Genomic DNA, 20473 nt, shown 5'->3' on the forward strand with positions numbered 1-20473 from the left:
CGGTGACCTGAAGTGACCATTTCTGTAGCTTCACTTGGCGAGATCATATGGGTGATCGGCCTCGTTGCCTGGTATGTGATCCGGTATCCGTTCGAGCGCCGGGCAAGGCGCGTGCGGATTGTAGCTGGCGGCCGCTCAAGTTCCGACACCGTCGGGCTTGCATCGGCTCTCCTTGGCCTGGCGATCGTGCCTGGCTTCTATGTCGCCACCGGCATCCCCGCAGCGGCTGACCATCCGTCCAGCGTGTGGTCGGTGGCGCTCGGAATCATCATCTTCTGCTCCGCGCTGTGGATTTTTCGCATGTCCCACAAGGAACTTGGCCGTAACTGGTCGATCACGCTCGAGATTCGCGAACGGCACGAACTGGTTAGCGCCGGGCCGTACGCTTTGGTCCGTCACCCGATGTACACCTCGTTCCTGCTTATGGGGCTCGGCCAGCTCTTTCTGCTGCCGAACTGGGTTGCGGGCATATCCGGCTTGATTGGTTTCGCCGTGCTTTTCCTGCTGAGAGTGGATAAGGAAGAGCGTATGATGCTGGAGACTTTAGGCTTGCAATACCGTGCCTATATGGAAAGGACCAAGCGAATAATCCCTTATCTTTATTAGAGGTCGTTTGATGCGAGGCCGAGCCCTCAAGCTTTCGGCGCCCCGGCGCCTTGTTGGCGATCTGATGAGGTTTTCGATCGGCGTGCCACGGGTCGCGGTGCAGCGTCAGATGAACCTCGGCCCACTCGTAAGGGCCAGAATGGCGCAGCAGACCCGGCCCTCGTGGACCGCGATCTTCCTGAAAGGATATGCGCTTCTCGCCATCGAGATGCCGGAACTGCGGCGCGCCTATGTCAAGTTGCCCTGGCCGCAGCTTTACGAGTATCCGGCAAGCGTAGCCTCGATTGCCCACGAGCGCGAATATGAAGGCGAGCCGGCCGTTCTGCTGAGCTGCATCAAGTGCCCGGAGCGCTACTCCATCACGCAACTTGAGGCGGCCATCCACGCGGCTCGGTCACGGCCGGTCCTCGAGGTCCCGGAGTTCCGGCGTGCCTTGCGCATGGCAGCTGCGCCCGCGCCGGTCAGGTGGCTGCTTATGTGGCTGGGGTTGAACATCGCCCGGCAAAGGGCAAATTACTTCGGTACCTTCCAACTGTCCGTCTATTCTGGTCTCGGCGCGGAATCACTCAACCCGCTGACACCATTGACCACGCTTCTGAACTACGGTCCGATCGGCAACGACGGATCGGTGAATGTCCGCATCCACTACGATCACCGGGTCATGGATGGAGCGAACGTCGCACGAGCACTGGAGCGATTCGAAAAGATCCTGAACGGCACTGTCGCCAATGAAGTGGTGCTGCTCGGTCAGGATGTTGTCGCTCCCGCAATACGAAGGAACGCGACGTGATTTCGCACCATGAATTGCGGCCGGCCGTCGTCGTGATTGGCGGCTCGGGTGGAATTGGCCGGGCAATTGCAGGCGTCGCTGCACGGGAGCGCGGCGCGATCGTGCTGGTTGCCCGCTCGCCCGAGGGCTTGGCCGCCGCGGCGTCTGAGGTTCGGCAGGCGGGTGGCGAGGCATTCACGCTCGAATTGGATCTCGTGGCAGGCGACGCGCCAACGCGCCTGGAGGGCTTTCTGTCCGCACATGGCCTGGTCTGCGATGTCCTGGTCAACAGCGCCGGCTATGGCTTGCGCGGCGCGACGACGGCGCTGCCTGTTGATGGTCAACTCGGCATCATCGATCTCAACATACATTCCCTCACAGAACTGACCCTCCATTTTCTGCCCGCAATGGTGGCGCGCCGACGGGGCGGGGTGCTCAATCTCAGTTCCGTGGCCGGGTTCCTCCCCGGGCCTTATATGGCTCTGTACTTCGCCAGCAAAGGTTTCGTGCGCTTCTTCTCAGAGGCGCTTCACCAGGAGGTGCGCCGAACCGGTGTGACGGTCACATGCGTGGCGCCTGGCCCGGTGTCGACGGAGTTTCTCGCAAGGTCAGGCGCCAATCAGACGGTGCTCTTCAACGTCTTGCCCAAGGTGGATGCGCAGTATGTGGCCGAACGGGCGTGGCGAGGGTTCAAATCGGGTCGTCGCTTGGTCGTGCCGGGAATCTCGGCCAAGTTGGTGGCCCTTGCGGCGACGCTCCTGCCTTCCGCAGCGATGCTGCCCCTGGTCGGCCGGCTGCAACGCAGCGGCAATGATCAATGTCCTTGCGGTTCAGGGTTGAAGTTCAAGAAATGCTGCGGTGCCCGCCAGATCCAGCTGCGCCGGGGCCCTCGGGGAATTACCCCCTGACCTGACCGGACCAGCACGCCACGGAAAAACCTCATTGAAGCAAGAGACCGCTCGCCGATGGCGGGCCGTTAAGCATGTACGTGGCATAGCCGTTAAGCATGTTGATGGCATGGAGGAGGCTCCTGCATCTCTCAACAGCGCTCCGCGGAGCAGTTGTTGCGACCGTTGCAGCCGTTCTCCAACAACGCCTTTGAAATGATTGCCGCTGTCGAGTTCCGTTAACGCCCCATCAAGGTTAATGCATCATCGTGCCTCTCCAGTGGGGTCCGTTGCGTTTCTGGAGAGTTCCGTGCATCGACGTGTTTTGAAGCGGCTTGTCGCTTTCGCCGGTGAGAAAAGACGTTCCTTTCTGTCTCCTCTGGTCATTGGACTTGGCATCTGGGTCGGCTTTCCCAATGTCATCGCCTATCAGGACATGACGAGCCTGGTCTCCGGCCTCAAGCGGCCGAGCGCCCGCTGGAACGCCTATGTCGAGAAGTCCGTCGCCGGCTCGGTCCATGCCGCCGAAATGCCTTTCCTCGATTCGGATGCCACCGGCTCGATCTCGGGTTCCGGCGTCCGCTTGCCCGGGATCGGCGCCGTATCGTTTCGCGGCAAGGGCAGCGTGGCCGGCACGACGCCCGACGAGGACCGCATCATGCGCGCCGACAAGAAGGGCCGCATCATCATCGTCTCGCCGGTCGCGCCGCCGAAGAATTTTAATGCCGGCTCGGTGTTTGAGCGCTCCTCCTCACTGCTTCGCCCGAGCATGGACAGCGGCCTGAAAATGGCTTTCGCCAGGCCCGAGATCAAAGGCAAGGAGATCCAGATTGCCGCCGCGTTTCATAGGCGCGTCGACAAGAAGCCGGATCCCGGCGTGCCGGCCATGCTGGCCGCACTGGTCAACAACGACCGACCCGACGTCCTGGCGACCGCCTACGCAGCGGCCGCGCCTGACTATGCCCAGGCTTCGCCCTTCGAGGCCTTGCTTCAGGACGAGAAGCCGAACGATGGCCGCTTCATTCCGCCGGTGGCCAAGGGCGATCATTCGTGGATGCAAACTCCGCTGCCGGCGAGCGTCTTCTCCAAAGCGGAACAGACTTGCCTCGCCAACGGCATCTATTTCGAGGCGCGCGGGGAATCGGTGCGCGGCCAGGCCGCCGTCGCCCAGGTCATCCTCAATCGCGTTCGCAATCCGGCCTATCCGAACTCGATCTGCGGCGTCGTCTATCAGAACGACAAATGGTTCAATCGTTGCCAGTTTTCCTTCGCCTGCGACGGCAGGAAGAAGCGCATCCAGAGTCCGGCCCATTACAAGACCGCGCAGGACATCGCCATGGCGGTCACTGCCGGCAAGATCTTCATCCCGGAAGTCGGATCGTCGACCCATTACTACGCCAACTACGTCAACCCGGGTTGGGCGCGGACGATGAAAAAAATGACCAGGATCGGCCTGCATATCTTTTACCGCACCTACGGCGGCGGCTGGAGCTGAGCGCCCCGGCAAGGCCCCGGGCGCGGCCGATCCAAGACCCGTCGCCGCAGGGATTCGGCTGCGGCACGCCAGCAGAGGTAGCGGGCACGATGTCGCACCCTGGCAAGCTCTTGATTTTCATGGGAAAAATACTTGACGCTGAAGTCCTGCCCGTGGCTTGACGGGCGGGGACCCTCTAACTATGTTGCCGGCGACTTAAGAGCGGACGGACGGTGACGATCTGACCGGGCAAGGGGGTTGCGATGGCCGACAAGAATGGGCCAGACGGAACCGGAGAAACCGGCCGCGGCAAACAGCGTCAAGCCGACATCCGCGACGACGATCTTGAGCGCCGCCGGCGCGACCTTGAAGCATCGCTTGCGACAAGGCGGCCGGACCGGCTCGAGGGGAAAGACGACGCGAAAGCGGGCAATGCGGCCGGATATGGCCAGGCGCTCAAGCTATCCAGCGAGTTCATCGCCGGGATAGTGGTTGGTGCGGGTCTTGGCTGGATCATCGACCGTGTGGCGGGCACATCGCCATGGGGTCTGATTGTTTTTTTGCTGCTCGGTTTTGGCGCCGGCGTGCTCAATGTCCTGCGCTCCGCGGGACTTATGGCGGAATTCGGACAGGGCGACAAAACCCGCGATCCGAAAGAATGACTTGAGGCGCCGCTTGCCGGCGCAGTGAACAGGACACTAAAGCCGCGCGCGGCTTTGATGGGGATTTAAAGTGGCTGCTGACAAGGTCGATCCGATCCACCAGTTCCATATCAACAAGCTGATTCCGATCGAGATCGGCGGCTACGACCTGTCGTTCACCAATTCGGCGCTCTTCATGGTCGCGACCGTCGCCGTTGCCTCGGCGTTCCTCTATCTCAGCACCTCGAGCCGCAGCCTCGTTCCAAGCCGTCTTCAGTCGGTCTCGGAAATGGCCTATGAATTCGTCGGCAACATGCTGAGGGACGCAGCCGGAACCCAAGGCATGAAGTTTTTCCCCTTGGTATTTTCGCTGTTCATGTTCGTGCTCGTTGCCAATCTGCTCGGTCTTTTTCCATATTTCTTCACCGTCACAAGCCATATCATCGTCACCTTCGGCCTTGCCGCGCTGGTGATCGGAACCGTCGTCGTCTACGGATTCATGAAGCATGGCCTTGGTTTCCTGAAACTGTTCGTGCCGCATGGCGTGCCGGTTTACCTGCTGCCGCTGGTGGTGCTGATCGAGGTGATTTCCTTCGTTTCGCGCCCGGTCAGCCTCTCGGTTCGTCTGTTCGCCAACATGCTGGCCGGCCACATCACGCTGAAGGTGTTCTCGGGCTTCGTGGTGAGCTTGAGCGCGCTTGGCACGCTCGGCATTGCCGGATCGGTCCTGCCGCTGGCGATGGCCGTGGCGCTGACGGCGCTGGAGCTGCTGGTCGCCTTCCTGCAGGCCTACGTCTTTGCCGTGCTGACCTGCATGTATCTGAACGACGCCCTGCATCCCGGGCACTGACCCAGGTTGACCCAAGAGTTTTCCGGCCCTGCTGCCGGGATAGAAATCGCAACGGAATTTTTAGATCCAAAGGAGTTGAACACATGGAAGCAGAAGCAGCAAAGTTCATCGGCGCCGGCATCGCATGCCTCGGCATGGGTGGCGCCGGTATTGGCCTTGGCAACATCTTCGGCAGCTATCTGGCGGGCGCGCTGCGCAACCCGTCGGCCGCGGATGGCCAGTTCGGCCGCCTGATCTTCGGCTTCGCCGTGACTGAAGCGCTGGGCATCTTCTCCCTGCTCATCGCGCTTTTGGCCCTGTTCGGCTGAGCCCCTGTTCGGCTAACATTGGGAATTGGAAGGGCCGGCCGCAAATCGGCGGCAGGCCTGACATCAGGGGATAGTCGATGTTCGTGACATCTGCCTTTGCGCAAGAGTCCGCGCCTGCCGTCGAAGGCGGCCATACCGGCACGGAAGGCGATACGCATTCCAGCACCGGTGTGCCTGCCGAGGCGCACGGCGTGTTCCCGCCATTCGATCCGGCGACATTCCCGTCGCAGCTTGTTTGGCTGGCGATCACCTTCGGGTTGTTCTACCTGTTCCTGAAGAAGGTGGTGATGCCGCGTGTTGGCGGCATCATCGATGTCCGCAACGACCGCATCACCCAGGACCTCGACCATGCCGCCAGGCTGAAGGGCGAGGCCGATGCCGCCGTTGCCGCCTATGAGCAGGAACTGGCGGAGGCCAAGACCAAGGCCAATGCGATCGGCCAGCAGGCCAACGATGCCGCCAAGGCGGAAGCCGAGGCCGCCCGCAAGAAGGTCGAGGCAGCGCTTGACCAGAAGCTTGGCGAAGCCGAGGCTCGCATTTCGACCATCAAGGCCAATGCCATGAAGGAAGTCGGCACGATCGCCGAGGACACGGCTTCGGCTATCGTCGAGGCGCTTGTCGGCGGCAAGGCCAGCAAGGCCGAGATCGCGGCAGCCGTCAAATCCGTGGCCCGGTGAGGAGCGCATCATGGACGCCACATCACTCGCGACGCTTTGGGCCACCGTTGCCCTCGTCATTTTTCTGGCCATTGCCGTATACGTCAAGGTGCCGAAGCTGATCGCCAAGGCGCTCGACGCCCGCGCCGACAAGATCAGCAACGAGCTTGAAGAAGCGCGCCGGCTGCGCGAGGAGGCCCAGCAACTGCTCGGCCAATACCAGCGCAAGCGCAAGGAAGCCGAGCAGGAGGCCGCCGACATCGTCGCCGCCGCCAAGCGCGAGGCCGACATGCTGGCTGCCGAAGCGCACAAGAAGACCGAGGACTATGTCACCCGGCGCACCGCGCTTGCCGAACAGAAGATCGGTCAGGCGGAGCGCGAGGCGATCGGCGAAGTGCGCGCCAGTGCCGTCGATATTGCCGTCGAAGCCGCCCGCACGCTGCTCGCCGCCAAGATTGACGCCAAGGCGGGCGCCGATCTGTTCCAGGCCTCGCTTCAGGACGTCAAGTCCAGGCTGAATTAAGGAGAGAATCTCCCCTTGAGGGGGAGATGCCAAGTTTTGGCAAAGAGGGCAGGCCAGAGGGGGTAGCCGCGCGTGAAGCGCCAACCTTCTCTTGTCGTCCGTGATGGCGTCGCGCCAGCCAGGCGACCCCCTCTGTCGCCTTCGGCGACATCTCCCCCTCAAGGGGGGAGAAAGCGCTCAATCCAGACCGGAAAAACTCTCTTCGTCGAGCACTTCGGTTCCGCCAAGCCGGAACGGTGCGAAGGACGCGCGGTGCAGCCGCGCCACCGGTCCATGCACCTCGATCGCCGTGCGGTGGCGGACCGTGGCGTAGCCCATATGGAGCTCGAAACCGTAATGCGCGTGATGGCTGCCGCAGCCACACATCATGCGGTCGCGCATCACCTTGGCGACGATCGAGGCGGCGGCGATCGACTGCGAGCGCTGGTCGCCCTTGATCAGCGCTCTGCCTTCGCATGGCAGTCCGGGCGGCACGTCGCGGCCGTCGGCCAGGGCCAGCTTTGGCTGCACCGAGAGCCCGACCAAGGCGCGGCGCATCGCCTCGAGGCTGGCCTTGAGAATATTGCTGCCATCGATGCCTTCCGCGCTGACCGAGGCCATCGACACGGCAAGAGCGGAGCCGAGGATTTTCAGGAACAGCGCCTCGCGCTGCAGGTGGCTGAGGCGCTTGGAATCGTCGAGACCGTCGGGAATGTTGGCGGGATCGAGCACTACCGCTGCCGCGACGACCGGCCCGGCCAGTGGGCCGCGCCCGGCCTCGTCCATTCCCGCCACCGGCCACAGGCCTTCGGCCATCGCCTTCGTCTCGAAGGAGAAATCGGGTCTCTCAACGATTTCGAAGAGAAGCGGAGAATCAGAACGCGCGCGAGCCATGTTGCGGCGAGGTTCGCATCGGCTCCGATTCTCCGCAAGCCCCTCCGGGTCGGGTGAGGCACCGGACCCGGAGGGCACCGTCTGCAGGCCCGGGGACAGGACAGGCTGGACGGGATTTTTTCGTCTGCCGCCGGCGTCGGCGGCAGACGATGTCTTCAAAGCAGCATCAGTTGCTCGGTTGCCTTGGCTGCGGCGACGAACTGGTCGGTCCTGAGCGACCGCCGCTCGGCGTTGAGGCCAAGCCGTTTGGCGGCAATCTCGAAGCGCCGGCCGATCTGCCAGGCATAGGGGCCGGAGCCTTTCATGCGCTTGCCCCATTCCGAATCGTAATCCTTGCCGTCGCGCATCGAGCGGATCAGCGACATGACGTGACGGTAGCGGTCCGGATAATGACGCAGCAGCCAATCCTTGAAGATCGGCGCGACCTCCAGCGGCAGGCGCAGCAGGACGTAACCGGCCTCGCGCGCTCCTGCCGCACGTGCCGAATCGAGGATACGTTCCATCTCCTGATCGGTCAGGCCGGGGATGATCGGAGCGACCATGACCGAGGCCGGAATGCCGGCATCCGAAAGCTGCCTGATCGCCTCCAGCCGCTTGGTCGGCGTCGACGCGCGCGGCTCCATCGTTCTGGCCAGCATACGGTCGAGCGTCGTCACCGACAGCGCCACCTTGGCCAGCCCGCGTTCGGCCATGCGCGACAGAATGTCGATGTCGCGCGTCACCAGCGCGGATTTGGTGACGATGCCGACCGGGTGGCCGCGCGCCTCCAGCACTTCGAGGATCTCGCGCATGATCCGGTACTGCTTCTCGATCGGCTGATAGGGATCGGTGTTGGTGCCGATGGCAATGGTGCGCGGCTGGTAGCCGTCCTTCGACAATTCCTTGTCGAGCAGCCGCGCCGCATCCGGCTTGGCGAACAGCTTCGATTCGAAATCCAGTCCCGGCGACAGGCCCATGAAGCTGTGCGTCGGCCGCGCGAAGCAATAGACGCAGCCATGTTCGCAGCCGCGATACGGATTGATCGAGCGGTCGAAGGAAATGTCGGGCGATTCGTTGCGGGTGACGATGGTGCGCGGCTTCTCGACCTGCACCTCGGTCTTGAACGGCGGCAGCTCCTCAAGCGAATTCCAGCCATCGTCGAACAAATGCCGGCTGACCGGCTCGAACCGGCCGGACGGGTTGATGCCGGCGGACCGGCCGCGATTGCGCTCCGGACGGATACGGACGCCGCTCTGCTCGATCATTGCATTGGCCATCTCGGCTCTTCCAGCCCCGAAGGCAGCAATGTCGGCACGCACGATCTGTTCCATTTTCGCCCTCTCCCAGGGACTGTCGGCTGGCTGTCGAATCGCTCTGTTCATGAAAATAATCCTATTTTATTCGATGGAACAAAGCAAGAACATTTTTACGGAGCGGCGCAAAAACTGGCGCTGCGCCCGGCTTTCCGCTATTCGGCTAACGATGCTGAGCGTTCTCATCCAGACCCTGAATGACGAGGAAAGACTTGCCCGCACGCTCGCCTCGCTGATCGGCGGCGCGGTCGAGGGCGTGGTGCGCGACGTTATCGTCTGCGACACCGGCTCGACCGACCAGACGCACCGCGTTGCCGAACATGCCGGCTGCCTTTATGTGGCGAGCGGCGGCATTGCTGCCGGCATCAGGCAGGCCAAGGGCGACTGGCTGCTGCTGCTGGAGCCGGGCGCGCGGTTGGGCGAGGGCTGGATCGACGAGGTCGTCGCCCACACCGCCAGGCAAACCATGCCGGCGCGATTCTCGCGGGCGCGCGGCAGCCGCGTGCCGTTCCTGTCGCGAGTGTTTTCGGGAAACCGGGCACTGGCCGAAGGGCTGGTGATCAGCAAGCGTCAGGCCGCTTCCTTATCGAAGAACGCCCGCAACGCCGAGGCCATCGCCCGCGGCCTTGCGACCAGGAGGCTCGACGCCGAGATCTGGGTCGCGCCGGCGAAGTGAGGGGCGTCACTCTTGCCGTAAGCGGGCGAGGGAAGATCGCGTCCTTGGCCAGCCCGAGAGGAAGACGACATGGGGACCGGGGATTCAGCCATTGCCGAGCGGCCCAACGATGTCGATGCCCTCGGCTAGTGCTGCTGCCACCAGCTTGCGGTCCAACGTGGCGAGCGGAAGCGTTCGCTCGAGCGCCAGTGACAGGTAGACGGCGTCGTAGGCGCTCAGCCCGTGGCTTGTAGCCAGCGCCAAAACAGATCCGTCACCACCCGCTCCTGCATCCTCGAGCGGCAGGCGCCGCAACCGGCCCATTGCCGCGATCGCCTCGCCCGGAGCAATGCGGTTGCGGCGTTCGGCCATCAGAACGATGCTGCGGGCCTCGTGCCAAAACAGGGACGGCACCAGGCATTGTGCTGTCAGTGCGCCAATCAGCGCTTCAGCTGCCTCACTGTGCTCCTCCGGAAGGAGCCATGCGGCCGCGACGGACGCATCAAGGACGAAGGCCATCAGTGGCGATGGCCTTCATGCTTCCAGGCCAGAATCTCCTCGGTCGTGACGGGCTTGGCCCTGGCCCGCGCGGCGCGGACTTCTTCGATCAGAGCGCTCAGATCGTCGTTCTTGGGGATTCGGCTCAGTTTCGCGATCGGATCGTTGCCGCGTGAAATGATGACCTCCTCGCCGGCTTCGACCTTGGCCAGCAGATTTGACAAGTGTGTCTTGGCCTCTCCGACCTTGACGGTAATGGTCATGGTTCTCTCCTGAGGTCGCGCATGGGCGCTGTCGTCGAGCGGCGTATGGACAGCTCGGCAATCGGCAATTTAGACAAGGCTAGCGCCATTTTTCCGGGTTGGTCAAGTCTTGGTCAAGGCTTGATCTTACGACAATTGTCGGAGGGATTGAAGCAAATTGAAGCAGCCGATGACTTCCTGCATGCGGTGGTGGCCAGGCATGATGGAATCCGCATTGGCGCGCTCCTCCCAGGCAGAAGCATATGCTTGTCGTCCTTCGGGAAACTCGCGATAGTGGCGACATTTCGGGGAGATCGCAGATGAATGTATCCAAATTCGTTCGTATCGCCTTGCTGGCAGCCGCTTGCTCAGTGCCAACGATCGCGGTGGCGCAGGAGCTGTCGCTTTGGTCGGTTTATGAGAACACGCTCAAATCGGCCAAGTACATCGATCTGACCCATGCCTTCGAGCCGGTGCAGCCGGTATGGCCGGGCTTCGCCAACGCCAGGTTCAAGCCGGCTGTCGCCGGGAAGGACATTAAGGGCTACGTCAAGGCCGGCGAAGAGTTCACTTACGACAAGCACGGGTTTGTCGCGACTGCCTACGAGTTGGCGACGGACCAATATGGCACGCAGCTCGATCCGCCCTCCCACTGGAACCCGCTCGGCGCAACGATCAGCGACCTGCCGGCCACCTATGCCGTGCGGCCGCTCGTCGTCATCGACATCAGCGGCAAGGTGCAGGCTGACGAAGGCTATCACCTCCAGGTCGCCGACATCGAAGAGTGGGAAAAGCGGCACGGCCGCATACCGGAAGGTTCAGTCGTCTTCGTGCGTTCGGATTGGTACAAGAAATGGTCCGATGCCGCGCGCTTCAACCAAAAACCGTTTCCAGGCGTCAGTTTGGACGCACTGAAATTCCTGCATCTGGAGCGGAAGATTCTGTTTCATGGTCATGAACCGCTCGACACCGACACCACGCCCAATCTCGAAGGCGAACACTGGCTGCTTCACAACGATTTCACTCAGGCTGAAGGCGTTGCAAATCTCGACAAGGTGCCAGAGGCCGGTGCGTTGGTCACAATCGGCTTCGCCAAGCCGCTCGGCGGGTCAGGCGGATACGCGCGTTACATCGCGATTGCACCCGCCGACTGGACCGAGGGCGTCTCGGTCACCGAAGCGCCTGGTGCGCCGCTTTCCCGGCAAACCGCGCCGCTCAAGCGCGACGAGAACGGCGTCTTCCGCCCGACACCCTGATCACTGGGCGATAGCAATCGGGGCGGCCTGGGGTGTGGCGGGTCCCATTCCATGCGATTTGTCTGCAAGTCGGGACAAGGTCCAGACGACCAGCCCCTCCGGCGCTCGCGAAAACGTGACTGTCCCGATGATAGCCATCACAATTGCTGGCGCTATCGTGGCATGTGCGCCAATCCTGCCACGGGAGACAGCCTTGCTCCGCCTGTCCGCCGCCGTTCTGCTGACTGTGGCTTTCTGGCCGTTCGCCGCTTCGGCCCAGGAAGAGCCGCCGCCGTCGAGATGCGTTGCGATCGCTGAAGCGCTGCCGTCGGCCACCTTTGCCAGCTTCACGGCGCCAAAGGCGCAGACGTCTCGGCTGGCCCAGGCTTTCGTCGATGGCGACGACGTTACGATCACCTATGCCGGCCATTCGACCTACGTGATCGAGACACCCGCCGGCGTCAGGATCGCCACTGACTTTTCCGGCGTCTATGGCGCTGACCCGCTGCCGCGCGTCGTGACTATGAACAAGGCCCACCGCACCCACTATTCGGACCATGTCGATCCCGGCATCGAATATGTGTTGCGCGGCTGGAATCCGGACGGCGGTCCGGCGCGCCACGCGCTTGTCGTCGACGATGTCTATATCCGCAACGTGCCGACGGATATCCGCAATGGCGGCGATCTCGGCAAGGACGGCAATTCCATCTTCATTTTCGAAGTGGCTGGACTCTGCATCGGCCATCTCGGCCATCTGCACCACCGGCTGGAGGATGCGCATTACGGCGCCATCGGCCGTCTCGATATCCTCATGGTGCCTATCGACGGCGGCATGACGCTGTCGCTCGACCGGATGACCGAAATCACCGCACGGCTCTATTCCTCGATGATCCTGCCGATGCATCGCCATTCGACCCCGATCAGCGAGTTCACAGGCAGGATGGGCGATGATTTCGCGGTGGAATTTCTCTCCGGCCGATCGCTGACGGTCTCACTGAAGACGCTGCCCGACCGGCCCACGATCATCATCCTCGAAGGTGTTTGATCGCTTCGGCTCGATCCAATCAGCCATGCGCGGCCTCACTACTCCACCACGTTCAAATCACGCGCTGTCGCGAACTCAACGAGCCTTAATGCTCCGTCAAGCTTGCCAGAAGGATTCCGAGAGATCCTTTTATTGTGCGTTGCACAAAGCCTGGCCGGGGAATACCATTCCTGTGATGTGGGCGGGCGGGTTTGGGTAACGCCTGAGCGGTGAGCGGCCGACGTTTCGTCGGCGCCGCACTCACAGCTGAGGATCCTGATGACCCCTGACAAATCCGGTGCTGCAAGCCTCGAGTCGATCGCTCGAAATGGCAGCCTGCTGCGCCGCATTGCCGTGCGGATTCCGACCTATCTGTCGGACCTTCGTGAGAACCCGGCATGGCTGCCGATGTTCATGCTGGCGCGCACCATGCCGGCGCGGCGGTTGCATTGGCGTGGCGCAAAACCGGTTCGACCGGCACAACAAGTCCAGGAAACGGTGTTCACCGGCATCGATCGTGATGCGGTGGTCGGCGCGCTCCGCTCGGACGGGCTCTTTTCCGGACTTGCGCTGCCGCAGTCGATCCACGAGGAGATCGCCAGCTTCGCGCAGCGCACGCCTTGCTTCGGTAATTTCGACCGTCGGCTGGAGTTCCTGCCGGCAAAGCACGCGGAGGCCGAGAAGCGCTTCGGCCGTCCGTTGCTCAGCGGCCACTTTTTCGAGCGGATCCTCGACTGTAACGCTGCGCTTACCGTGCAGCGCGATCCGCTGCTTCTCGACATCGCTGCCCATTATCTCGGCAGCCAGGCGAAGCTGATCACCACGCGCGTCTGGTGGAGCTTTCCGACGAGCTCCGCCTCCGACGCCGAGAAGAACCTGGCGTCGCTTGGCAAGTACCATTTCGATCTCGACGATTGGCGGATGCTGAAATTCTTCTTCTATCTCAATCCGGTCGATGCCGAGACTGGCCCGCATGTCTATGTCCGCGGCAGCCACAACCGCCGCACCCTCAAGCACCAGTTGACGCTCCTCGTCGGCCATCCCGCGGAAGAGGTTCTGAATGTCTACGGCGCGCAGAGTCCGATTACGCTGACCGGAGAGGCGGGATCGGGCTTCGTCGAGGATCCCTTCGGCTTCCACATGGGCACCGTGCCGACGCGCAAGCCGCGGCTGATGATGGAAGTCGGCTTCGGCGTATCGTCGCCCTCGCGCCGGCGGTTCCACGGCGAGCCGGTCATTCGGTGATTTCGGCGCTGATTCTGGTCCCGAAACAGCCTTTTGAGAACCTGGTCTAACTTGTCTTGGTGCCGCCGCGCCGCAGATGCTCGTCCAGGCGCGGCATGATCTCGACGAAGTTGCAGGGCATGTGCCGGTAGTCGAGCTGCGGCTTCAAAATGCCGTCCCAGGCGTCCTTGCAGGCGCCGGGCGAACCCGGCAGCACGAAGACCAAGGTCGCGTTGACGACGCCGCCGGTCGCCCGGCTCTGGATCGTCGACGTGCCGATCTTGTCGTAGGAAATGCGGTGGAACACTTCGGAAAAGCCGTCCATGCGCTTTTCGAAGATCGGCTCCAGCGCCTCCGGCGTTACGTCGCGGCCGGTAAAACCAGTCCCGCCGGTGGTGATGACGACATCGATCGCTTCATCCCTCGACCAGTTCTGAACCTTGTCGCGGATTTTCTCGCGGTCGTCGGTGACGATGTCGCGGCCGGCGAGAATATGGCCGGCCTCGACGATGCGGTCGGCCAGCACCTGGCCGGACTTGTCGTCGGCAGGGCTGCGCGTATCGGAAACGGTCAGCACCGCGATGCGCACGGGAATGAAGGAGCGGCTTTCGTCAATCCTGGCCATATGCGTCAGGCTCCGATGTCATGCTTCGCGTCGCGGCGACGAACCAGTCGGGATGGCGGCTGCGGATATTGACGGCGGCCCGCTTGGCGACATTGCCGGTCTCGAACAGCCCAAAACAGGTCGCACCGGAACCGGACATTCGCGCGAACCCCGCTCCGGCCTTGTTGAGCACCGAAAGCGCCTTGCCGATGATCGGTTGGATCGCCCGTGCCGCAGGCTCGAGATCGTTGCGGGTGATCTCCAGCCAGTTGCGGATGCTGTGGAAGTCGAGGTCGCGCGGCAGCGGCGGCAGTCCCTCATTGTCGCGATCGGAAAGCGCATTGAACACCTCGGCCGTGGAGATGGCAGTGCCGGGATTGACCAGAACCAGCCCGAGCGCGGGAAAGCCCGGCACGGCCGACAGTTCGTCACCGACGCCGCGCGCGATCAGCGGCCTTGCCATAAGGCACATGGGAACGTCGGCGCCCAGCGAGAGGCCGACCCGCGCCAGGTCGGCATCGTCGAGATCCAGCCGCCATGTCTCAACGAGGCCGCGCAGCACCGTTGCGGCGTCGCTCGACCCGCCGCCGACGCCGGATGCGACCGGCAGGTTCTTTTCGAGCCTGATTGCGACCGGCGGCGTATGCCGCGCACCAGCCTGCTTTCGCAGCGCATCGCGCGCTTTCACGACCAGATTGCTGCCGTCGAGCGGGACTGCGGAGGCATATCGGCCTGACACGGAAAACCCGTCGCTGTCGGCGAGTTCGATGTCAACCCGGTCGCCGAAGCGCGTGAACACCGCCAGGCTCTCGATCGTGTGATAGCCGTCGGCGCGCCTGCCGGTGACGTGCAGCGCGAGATTTATCTTGGCATGCGCATGCAATGCCCGGACCCTATTGCCGGAAGCCACTGTCTCAGTCACGAGAGGGATGATGTCAGTCCTTGGCCAGGCGGTATTCGCCGGTCTTCGGATCCCTGACCAGCGTGCCCATTGTGCCGTTGCTAGCCTGTTTTTCGGTGCGCCGAATCTTGGCCGTCACCCGCTCGGCTTCCCTGACGAAGGAGCGATAGCCGAAATAGGCGAGCAGGCCGACTGCGATAAAGAAAATGATCTGTGGCATGTCAAACTCCTCCCTCGCAAGGCCGACTGCGGCGCCCGTCGGGCCGATCAAGCTTTAAGTTAAACGCTTTCGCCGGTTTTTCAAAGCCCGAAGCGCGCCCACAGCGCGCGCTCTTCCGCCGCATCGATCACGCCGCTTGCGGCAGCAGCGGCGATCTCGGGCGCCGAAAAGCCGCCTCTGCTTGAGCCGAACCAGCCGAAGCGGCCGAACAGGCCGCGCGGCGCCGTGATCAGCTTGAGCTGGGTTTTTGGCCCGAAACGGGCCCTGAGCACGCTGCGCATATCGCCGAGCGCATCGACAAGGCCGAGCTCCAGCCCCTTCTTGCCGGTCCAGAACAGGCCGGTGAACAGGTCCGGGTCGTCCTTGAGCTTGGCCCCGCGCCGGTCCTTGACGAGGTCGATGAAGGTCTCGTGGACCTCGAGCTGCAGCGCCTTCAGCCGCTCGATATCTTCCTTCTTCTCTGGCTTGAACGGATCGAGCACCGCCTTGTTCTGGCCGGCCGTGTGGACCCGGCGCTCGACGCCGATCTTCTTCAACAGCTCGGGGAAGCCGAACGAGGCCGACACCACGCCGATCGAGCCGACGATGGACGACGGATCGGCAAAGATCTCGTCGCCGGCGACCGCGATCATGTAGCCGCCCGACGCTGCCACGTCCTCGACGAAGACCAGGACCTTTTTGTTCTTCTCGCTCGCCAGGTCGCGGATGCGTCTGAAGATCAGCCGCGACTGCACCGGCGAGCCGCCCGGAGAATTGATCGAAATGGCGACCGCGGGCGCGTCGAAGGAAAACGCCTTCTCGATAGGGCCGGCGGTGGATGCCAGCGACAGGCTCGGCCGGAACGGGCCGCCGCCGGGCATGATGGTGCCGTGCAGCCGGATGACGGGAATGGTGACGATGTCGGAGCGCCAGGATTTCGGCAGCAGGCGGTTCAGGAAGCGTTTCACGGGGTCTCCGGTCAAAATTGGCTTGCAGGCATGTAGGGATTCGCCGGCCAACGGCAATGCCGCGACGCCGGGCCGGCCAAAAAGGCTCAGTCGCCGAACAGCGAAGCCATCCCGTTGTTAATCATCTCGGTCCGCTCCGTGGGGCCGTCACCGGATTGCGCGTGCAGCATCAGCGGCGGGCGGATCGACAGTTTTCCGCGTGCGCCGAGGATTGCCCTGACGACGATGCGGATCGCCGCTGCCTCGGGGCGGGGGTGGACGGCCAGCATCTCGGCGTCGCCGAAGCGGCCTGATATCGCATCGAGGATGGCGCCGAGCTGATCGGGCCTGGCAATCACGGCAAGACCGCCGCGCGGCCTGACCACAGCAGCCGCGCTTCGGATCCAGCTGTCGAACAGCCCGTCCTCCATCACATGCGCCGCCTTCCTGAGCGGGTCGGGCGTGGCGCGATCCTCGGCGGCGTTGAAGGGCGGGTTCATGATGACGAAATCGAAGGAATTGTCGGCAAGCCCGGTGGCGGTTCGTGCCTGGCCCGACAGCGCGACGTCGGCGGCGAGCACCGAGGCGCGGTCGTTGAGATGCGCATTGCCGGGGTGGGCAAGCGTCGTTGCGGCGAAGGCCGCCATTTCCGGAGACCGTTCGATGAGCACGGCCTCGGCATCAGGACAGCGCGACAGCACGGCCAGGCCTGCGGCGCCAGCACCCGCGCCGAAATCGGCAAGGCGCCCGGCGAAGGAGGACGGCACGGAAGCCGCCAGCATCATGGCGTCCATGCCGGCGCGATGGCCTGCCTGTTTCGGCTGCACCAGCCAGAACCGCCCGCGATGGAAAGCATCGACCGTATGGGCCGGCGTGTCCTGGACAAGGGTGGCGCGCGCCGCGGACATTACTTCTGGCGCATCTCGTTGGCGATACCGGCATCCGTCAGGATGCGCCGCGCCGCATCGGCCTGGTCGGCTTCGACCATGATGCGCCTGGGCAGGATGCCGATCGAACCGTCGAGCACGCTCATGTTCTGGTCGGCGACGAAACAGCCGATGCCGGCATCGCGCATCAGCGATTCGACAAAGGAGATGATCACGGCGTCGTTGGTGCGGATAAGCTCTATCATAGGACGAAACTCGCAGGTTGCAGCGTCTATGTAAACGTGGCTGGCTTCCGTCGCCACCTCGACCGCGCCAAGACGGCGAGCCTGCCGTGGGGATCTCCTAAGAAACGCCGGGTCAATTCGTTGGCAAAACTGATGTGGAGAGTTGAGCCGGCAAGTGGCTCGATCAGCGGAAAGCCGCCCGAAATTCAGCCGGAGCCTGTCCAACGTTCGCTCGGAAGAATTTGGAAAAGTTGGTAGCCTCGTCATAGCCGAGGCCCTCAGCGATCAGGTAGACCGGCCGATCCGTATGCGCGAGGAGCCGCTTGGCCTCCAGTGCAATGCGCCGTGCAATGCAGTTCTTGGCGCTGAGCCCCGCCGCCTCTCTCGTCGCTCGATTGAGACTCTTTTGCGTGCAGCCGAGCGCGTCGGTATAAGGGCCGACCTGGTGCCAACCGGCAAAGTTCGCTTCCAGCAATTCCTGAAACCGCGCAAACCGCTTCAAGGCGGGTTTGTGGCGGGTGGCAGCGGCGCGCTGCCTGCCTCTGAGCAGGTCAAGTCGCAAGATAAGCATACATAGCTGGTGTCTGAGGAGTGTGTGAACGACCTCGACCGGCGTCGCATCGGCCCGAGCGTCGGCTGCCATGGTGACGATCGCCTCGGAAGTCGTCCGAAAATCCTGCTCGTCCAGCACAAGATGGTCCGGCATGCGGTCGAGCATGCGTCCAGGCAGGAGGTCCGCGGGGACGTCGGAGGCGGTCGGCAGGAAGTCCGAACGGAAGAGGATCAGCCAGCCTTCCCACTCTATTCGTGGCCAAAACTGTGCACCTGGCCCGGGCGCAATACCAGGATCGACCCGGGCGAACAGCTCACCGGTTCGAAGTCAACGATTTGCCTGGGCGCCCCCTCGGTCACCAGAAGGAGCATGTGGAAGTCGTAGCGATGCGTCGCCCGCACCTTTGCCGGCGATGATCGGCGACGAATGTCGGAGAATGGGAAGATTTCTACGTCGAGCATGCGCCCGGAGGGTGTGTAGCCCATCCAGGTGAGATTCGCGGAAGACTTCCGCATGGCGAACTCCGGCGCGCGCAACTCCAAGAATGTCCAATATGTATCCGAAATGCGCCAGTTTCAACCGAGAGCCAGGCGTATTGTTCGCATAATTATCCGGCATCGGCTTTTCAGGAACGTGGAGGCCGATCCCGAAACCGGAAAGTATCGGTTCGGTGGGCGCGGTTGGAGATGCCTGTCGCGTCAACGTCAAAGCAGCAGAGGTAAAAAAGATGAGCAATATCGATATCGCGAAGGCGTATTTCAAAGCTGTCCAATCGGGCGATCAGGCCGCCCTCGGCGGGATTCTTGCGCCCGAAATCGTCTGGCATCAGCCTGGAACCAACCGATTTTCCGGCGCCAAGAACGGCATGGCCGAGCTTGGGGCGATGCTGGGGGGGCATGATGGAGGCTTCGGGCGGCAGTTTCGCCATCACCAAGGTCAATCGGTACCTTACCAACGGCGATCTGGTGGCGGTTGAACTCGAGTTCGCCGGCGAGCATGGCGGCCTGAAACTGTCGCAGTCCGGCATCGACGTCCTGCGCATCAAGGACGGCAAGATCGTTGAAGTGTGGCTGTTCTCGTCCGACCCCGAGCAGGAAGACGCCTTCTGGGGGCGTTGATCCAGGGAACTTGGGCGGCAAGGGGGCGCCTGGCAACGGCTGCATCAGGCGCTCCTGTAGCCAGGCTGCCCGTCTCATCCCCAGCCTCCGTTCGCTGCAGATCAAACCGGACAACTCGTCTGCTTAGGACACCGCGCCAAATCGCCTCTTGCCGTGCCTGTGGGTAGCGCCCTAGAGTCTGCGGCGGTATCGGGGTGCCGTCGTGCGCGTGACATAAGACGGGAGTTTGTCGTGGGTGTCGTTCTCAACATCGAAAACGGAAAGCGGGAAGCCGCCTCCATTAAGGATCTCATCGACCTGACTTCGGCCGATATGGGGCGCGTCAACAAATTGATCCTGTCGAAGGCCGGTTCCGATGTCGAGATGATCCCGGAGATTGCCAACCACCTGATCTCCTCAGGTGGCAAGCGGCTGAGGCCGATGCTGACGCTCGCCTCAGCGCAGATGTTCGGCTATTCCGGCGAGGGCCATGTCAAGCTCGCCACATCAGTCGAGTTCATGCACACCGCCACGCTCCTCCACGACGATGTCGTCGACGAGAGCGGCATGCGGCGCGGCAAGAAGACCGCCCGCATGATCTGGGGAAACCAGGCGAGCGTGCTGGTCGGCGATTTCCTGCTCGGCCAGGCTTTCCGCATGATGGTCGATGTCGGTTCGCTGGAAGCGCTCGACATCCTGTCCAGCGCTGCCTCGATCATTGCCGAGGGCGAGGTGATGCAGCTCGCCGCCGCCAAGAACCTCGAAACCACGGAGGATGAGCATTTCGCGGTGATCAAGGCCAAGACCGCTGCCCTGTTCTCGGCCGCCGCCGAGGTCGGTCCGGTCATCGCCCAGGCGACGCGAAACGATCGCGCGGCGCTGCGCTCCTATGGCATGAATCTCGGCCTTGCCTTCCAGCTGATCGACGATGCGCTGGATTATGGCGGCACCAGCAAGGATCTGGGCAAGAATGTCGGCGACGACTTTCGCGAAGGCAAGGTGACGCTGCCGGTGATCCTCGCCTACCGGCGCGGCACCAAGGCCGAACGCAGCTTCTGGAAGCGCGCCATCGAGGACAATGTCACTGATGACGCCGGGCTGGAAAAGGCGATCGGATTGATGACCCGCCACGGCGCTATCGCCGACACCATCGGGCGCGCCGGCCATTTCGGCGAGATCGCCCGCGACGCGCTGGCGCCGCTTGAAGCGACGCCGCAGAAATCGGCGCTGCTCGACGTCATCGATTTCTGCATCAGCCGGGTGAACTGAAAGATATCGCCGCCATTTGGCCGGCACGGCGCCGG

At 62.9% G+C, this 20473-nt stretch carries 28 protein-coding genes; 16 read left to right on the forward strand and 12 right to left on the reverse strand.

Annotated elements, in window-relative coordinates; translation table 11 throughout:
• Positions 1 to 18: 18 nt before the first annotated feature.
• From AC0L2V_RS16390 to AC0L2V_RS16430, 9 genes are all read left to right on the forward strand, one after another.
• A complete protein-coding gene (locus AC0L2V_RS16390) occupies positions 19 to 606 on the forward strand; it encodes a protein-S-isoprenylcysteine O-methyltransferase (RefSeq protein ID WP_473520629.1) in 588 nt (195 codons plus the stop codon).
• 10 nt (positions 607 to 616) lie between these two features.
• A complete protein-coding gene (locus AC0L2V_RS16395; RefSeq protein ID WP_473494403.1) occupies positions 617 to 1396 on the forward strand; it encodes a hypothetical protein in 780 nt (259 codons plus the stop codon).
• Positions 1393 to 2283, forward strand: coding sequence for an SDR family NAD(P)-dependent oxidoreductase (locus AC0L2V_RS16400; protein ID WP_473520592.1), 891 nt, complete (start codon positions 1393 to 1395; stop codon positions 2281 to 2283). Before AC0L2V_RS16395 ends, AC0L2V_RS16400 begins: the two co-directional genes overlap by 4 nt.
• Positions 2284 to 2572: 289 nt before the next feature.
• The gene (locus AC0L2V_RS16405) at positions 2573 to 3757 is read left to right on the forward strand and encodes a cell wall hydrolase (protein WP_473520593.1); all 1185 of its coding nucleotides are present in this window, start codon (positions 2573 to 2575) and stop codon (positions 3755 to 3757) included.
• A 242-nt stretch (positions 3758 to 3999) separates the two neighbouring features.
• On the forward strand, positions 4000 to 4398 hold the full coding sequence (locus AC0L2V_RS16410) for an AtpZ/AtpI family protein (RefSeq protein WP_473520594.1): 399 nt from the start codon (positions 4000 to 4002) through the stop codon (positions 4396 to 4398).
• A gap of 70 nt (positions 4399 to 4468) precedes the next feature.
• Positions 4469 to 5227, forward strand: coding sequence for a F0F1 ATP synthase subunit A (locus AC0L2V_RS16415; RefSeq protein ID WP_077381387.1), 759 nt, complete (start codon positions 4469 to 4471; stop codon positions 5225 to 5227).
• An 83-nt stretch (positions 5228 to 5310) separates the two neighbouring features.
• A complete protein-coding gene (locus AC0L2V_RS16420; RefSeq protein ID WP_023799397.1) occupies positions 5311 to 5535 on the forward strand; it encodes a F0F1 ATP synthase subunit C in 225 nt (74 codons plus the stop codon).
• Positions 5536 to 5612: 77 nt separating this feature from the next.
• Entirely contained in the window at positions 5613 to 6212 is a 600-nt protein-coding gene (locus AC0L2V_RS16425) for a F0F1 ATP synthase subunit B (RefSeq protein WP_473508769.1), read from the forward strand.
• A 10-nt stretch (positions 6213 to 6222) separates the two neighbouring features.
• Positions 6223 to 6714 (forward strand): F0F1 ATP synthase subunit B, encoded by a 492-nt coding sequence (locus AC0L2V_RS16430; RefSeq protein WP_023799395.1) that lies wholly within the window; start codon positions 6223 to 6225, stop codon positions 6712 to 6714.
• A 177-nt stretch (positions 6715 to 6891) separates the two neighbouring features.
• Here AC0L2V_RS16430 and AC0L2V_RS16435 read toward each other — a convergent pair whose 3' ends face one another.
• Entirely contained in the window at positions 6892 to 7587 is a 696-nt protein-coding gene (locus tag AC0L2V_RS16435) for a ribonuclease HII (RefSeq protein ID WP_287061527.1), read from the reverse strand.
• A 155-nt stretch (positions 7588 to 7742) separates the two neighbouring features.
• On the reverse strand, positions 7743 to 8897 hold the full coding sequence (locus AC0L2V_RS16440) for a PA0069 family radical SAM protein (RefSeq protein WP_473520595.1): 1155 nt from the start codon (positions 8895 to 8897) through the stop codon (positions 7743 to 7745).
• 151 nt (positions 8898 to 9048) lie between these two features.
• Here AC0L2V_RS16440 and AC0L2V_RS16445 point away from each other — a divergent pair, with 151 nt between their 5' ends.
• Positions 9049 to 9555, forward strand: coding sequence for a glycosyltransferase (locus tag AC0L2V_RS16445; RefSeq protein ID WP_473520596.1), 507 nt, complete (start codon positions 9049 to 9051; stop codon positions 9553 to 9555).
• 84 nt (positions 9556 to 9639) lie between these two features.
• Here AC0L2V_RS16445 and AC0L2V_RS16450 read toward each other — a convergent pair whose 3' ends face one another.
• A complete protein-coding gene (locus tag AC0L2V_RS16450; protein WP_473520597.1) occupies positions 9640 to 10053 on the reverse strand; it encodes a type II toxin-antitoxin system VapC family toxin in 414 nt (137 codons plus the stop codon).
• Positions 10053 to 10295, reverse strand: a complete 243-nt coding sequence (locus AC0L2V_RS16455) for a type II toxin-antitoxin system Phd/YefM family antitoxin (RefSeq protein WP_473520598.1) — start codon at positions 10293 to 10295, stop codon at positions 10053 to 10055. The genes AC0L2V_RS16450 and AC0L2V_RS16455 overlap by 1 nt, the downstream gene beginning before the upstream one ends.
• 299 nt (positions 10296 to 10594) lie before the next feature.
• On the opposite strand from AC0L2V_RS16455, the gene AC0L2V_RS16460 reads away from it, so the two are divergent.
• The 3 genes from AC0L2V_RS16460 to AC0L2V_RS16470 all read left to right on the forward strand — a co-directional run bounded on the left by AC0L2V_RS16460 (position 10595) and on the right by AC0L2V_RS16470 (position 13778).
• Entirely contained in the window at positions 10595 to 11530 is a 936-nt protein-coding gene (locus tag AC0L2V_RS16460; protein ID WP_473520599.1) for a cyclase family protein, read from the forward strand.
• A 193-nt stretch (positions 11531 to 11723) separates the two neighbouring features.
• Positions 11724 to 12554 (forward strand): MBL fold metallo-hydrolase, encoded by an 831-nt coding sequence (locus tag AC0L2V_RS16465; protein WP_473520600.1) that lies wholly within the window; start codon positions 11724 to 11726, stop codon positions 12552 to 12554.
• Positions 12555 to 12812: 258 nt separating this feature from the next.
• Positions 12813 to 13778 (forward strand): phytanoyl-CoA dioxygenase family protein, encoded by a 966-nt coding sequence (locus tag AC0L2V_RS16470; protein ID WP_473520601.1) that lies wholly within the window; start codon positions 12813 to 12815, stop codon positions 13776 to 13778.
• 46 nt (positions 13779 to 13824) lie between these two features.
• Here AC0L2V_RS16470 and moaB read toward each other — a convergent pair whose 3' ends face one another.
• From moaB to AC0L2V_RS16510, 8 genes are all read right to left on the reverse strand, one after another.
• Positions 13825 to 14382, reverse strand: coding sequence for a molybdenum cofactor biosynthesis protein B (gene moaB, locus AC0L2V_RS16475; RefSeq protein ID WP_473520602.1), 558 nt, complete (start codon positions 14380 to 14382; stop codon positions 13825 to 13827).
• Positions 14369 to 15271, reverse strand: coding sequence for a 4-(cytidine 5'-diphospho)-2-C-methyl-D-erythritol kinase (locus AC0L2V_RS16480; protein WP_473520630.1), 903 nt, complete (start codon positions 15269 to 15271; stop codon positions 14369 to 14371). Before AC0L2V_RS16480 ends, moaB begins: the two co-directional genes overlap by 14 nt.
• Positions 15272 to 15296: 25 nt before the next feature.
• Positions 15297 to 15482, reverse strand: coding sequence for a membrane protein (locus AC0L2V_RS16485; protein ID WP_027152312.1), 186 nt, complete (start codon positions 15480 to 15482; stop codon positions 15297 to 15299).
• Positions 15483 to 15562: 80 nt separating this feature from the next.
• The gene (locus AC0L2V_RS16490) at positions 15563 to 16429 is read right to left on the reverse strand and encodes a S49 family peptidase (RefSeq protein WP_027152313.1); all 867 of its coding nucleotides are present in this window, start codon (positions 16427 to 16429) and stop codon (positions 15563 to 15565) included.
• A gap of 86 nt (positions 16430 to 16515) precedes the next feature.
• Positions 16516 to 17316, reverse strand: a complete 801-nt coding sequence (locus AC0L2V_RS16495; RefSeq protein WP_473520603.1) for a tRNA1(Val) (adenine(37)-N6)-methyltransferase — start codon at positions 17314 to 17316, stop codon at positions 16516 to 16518.
• Positions 17316 to 17540 (reverse strand): putative signal transducing protein, encoded by a 225-nt coding sequence (locus AC0L2V_RS16500; RefSeq protein WP_023799382.1) that lies wholly within the window; start codon positions 17538 to 17540, stop codon positions 17316 to 17318. The genes AC0L2V_RS16495 and AC0L2V_RS16500 overlap by 1 nt, the downstream gene beginning before the upstream one ends.
• A 163-nt stretch (positions 17541 to 17703) precedes the next feature.
• Entirely contained in the window at positions 17704 to 18225 is a 522-nt protein-coding gene (locus AC0L2V_RS16505; protein ID WP_473520604.1) for an AraC family transcriptional regulator, read from the reverse strand.
• Between the two features lie 95 nt (positions 18226 to 18320).
• Positions 18321 to 18587 (reverse strand): AraC family ligand binding domain-containing protein, encoded by a 267-nt coding sequence (locus AC0L2V_RS16510; protein WP_473520605.1) that lies wholly within the window; start codon positions 18585 to 18587, stop codon positions 18321 to 18323.
• Between the two features lie 212 nt (positions 18588 to 18799).
• Here AC0L2V_RS16510 and AC0L2V_RS16515 point away from each other — a divergent pair, with 212 nt between their 5' ends.
• The 3 genes from AC0L2V_RS16515 to AC0L2V_RS16525 all read left to right on the forward strand — a co-directional run bounded on the left by AC0L2V_RS16515 (position 18800) and on the right by AC0L2V_RS16525 (position 20438).
• Positions 18800 to 19048 carry a nuclear transport factor 2 family protein gene (locus AC0L2V_RS16515; protein WP_473520634.1) on the forward strand — a complete coding sequence of 83 codons (249 nt, stop codon included), beginning with the start codon at positions 18800 to 18802 and terminating at the stop codon, positions 19046 to 19048.
• Positions 18972 to 19190, forward strand: coding sequence for a nuclear transport factor 2 family protein (locus AC0L2V_RS16520; RefSeq protein ID WP_473520631.1), 219 nt, complete (start codon positions 18972 to 18974; stop codon positions 19188 to 19190). The genes AC0L2V_RS16515 and AC0L2V_RS16520 overlap by 77 nt, the downstream gene beginning before the upstream one ends.
• A 231-nt stretch (positions 19191 to 19421) precedes the next feature.
• Entirely contained in the window at positions 19422 to 20438 is a 1017-nt protein-coding gene (locus tag AC0L2V_RS16525) for a polyprenyl synthetase family protein (protein ID WP_077381375.1), read from the forward strand.
• Positions 20439 to 20473 lie beyond the last annotated feature (35 nt).

It is taken from the genome of Mesorhizobium sp. WSM4814, assembly GCF_055811595.1.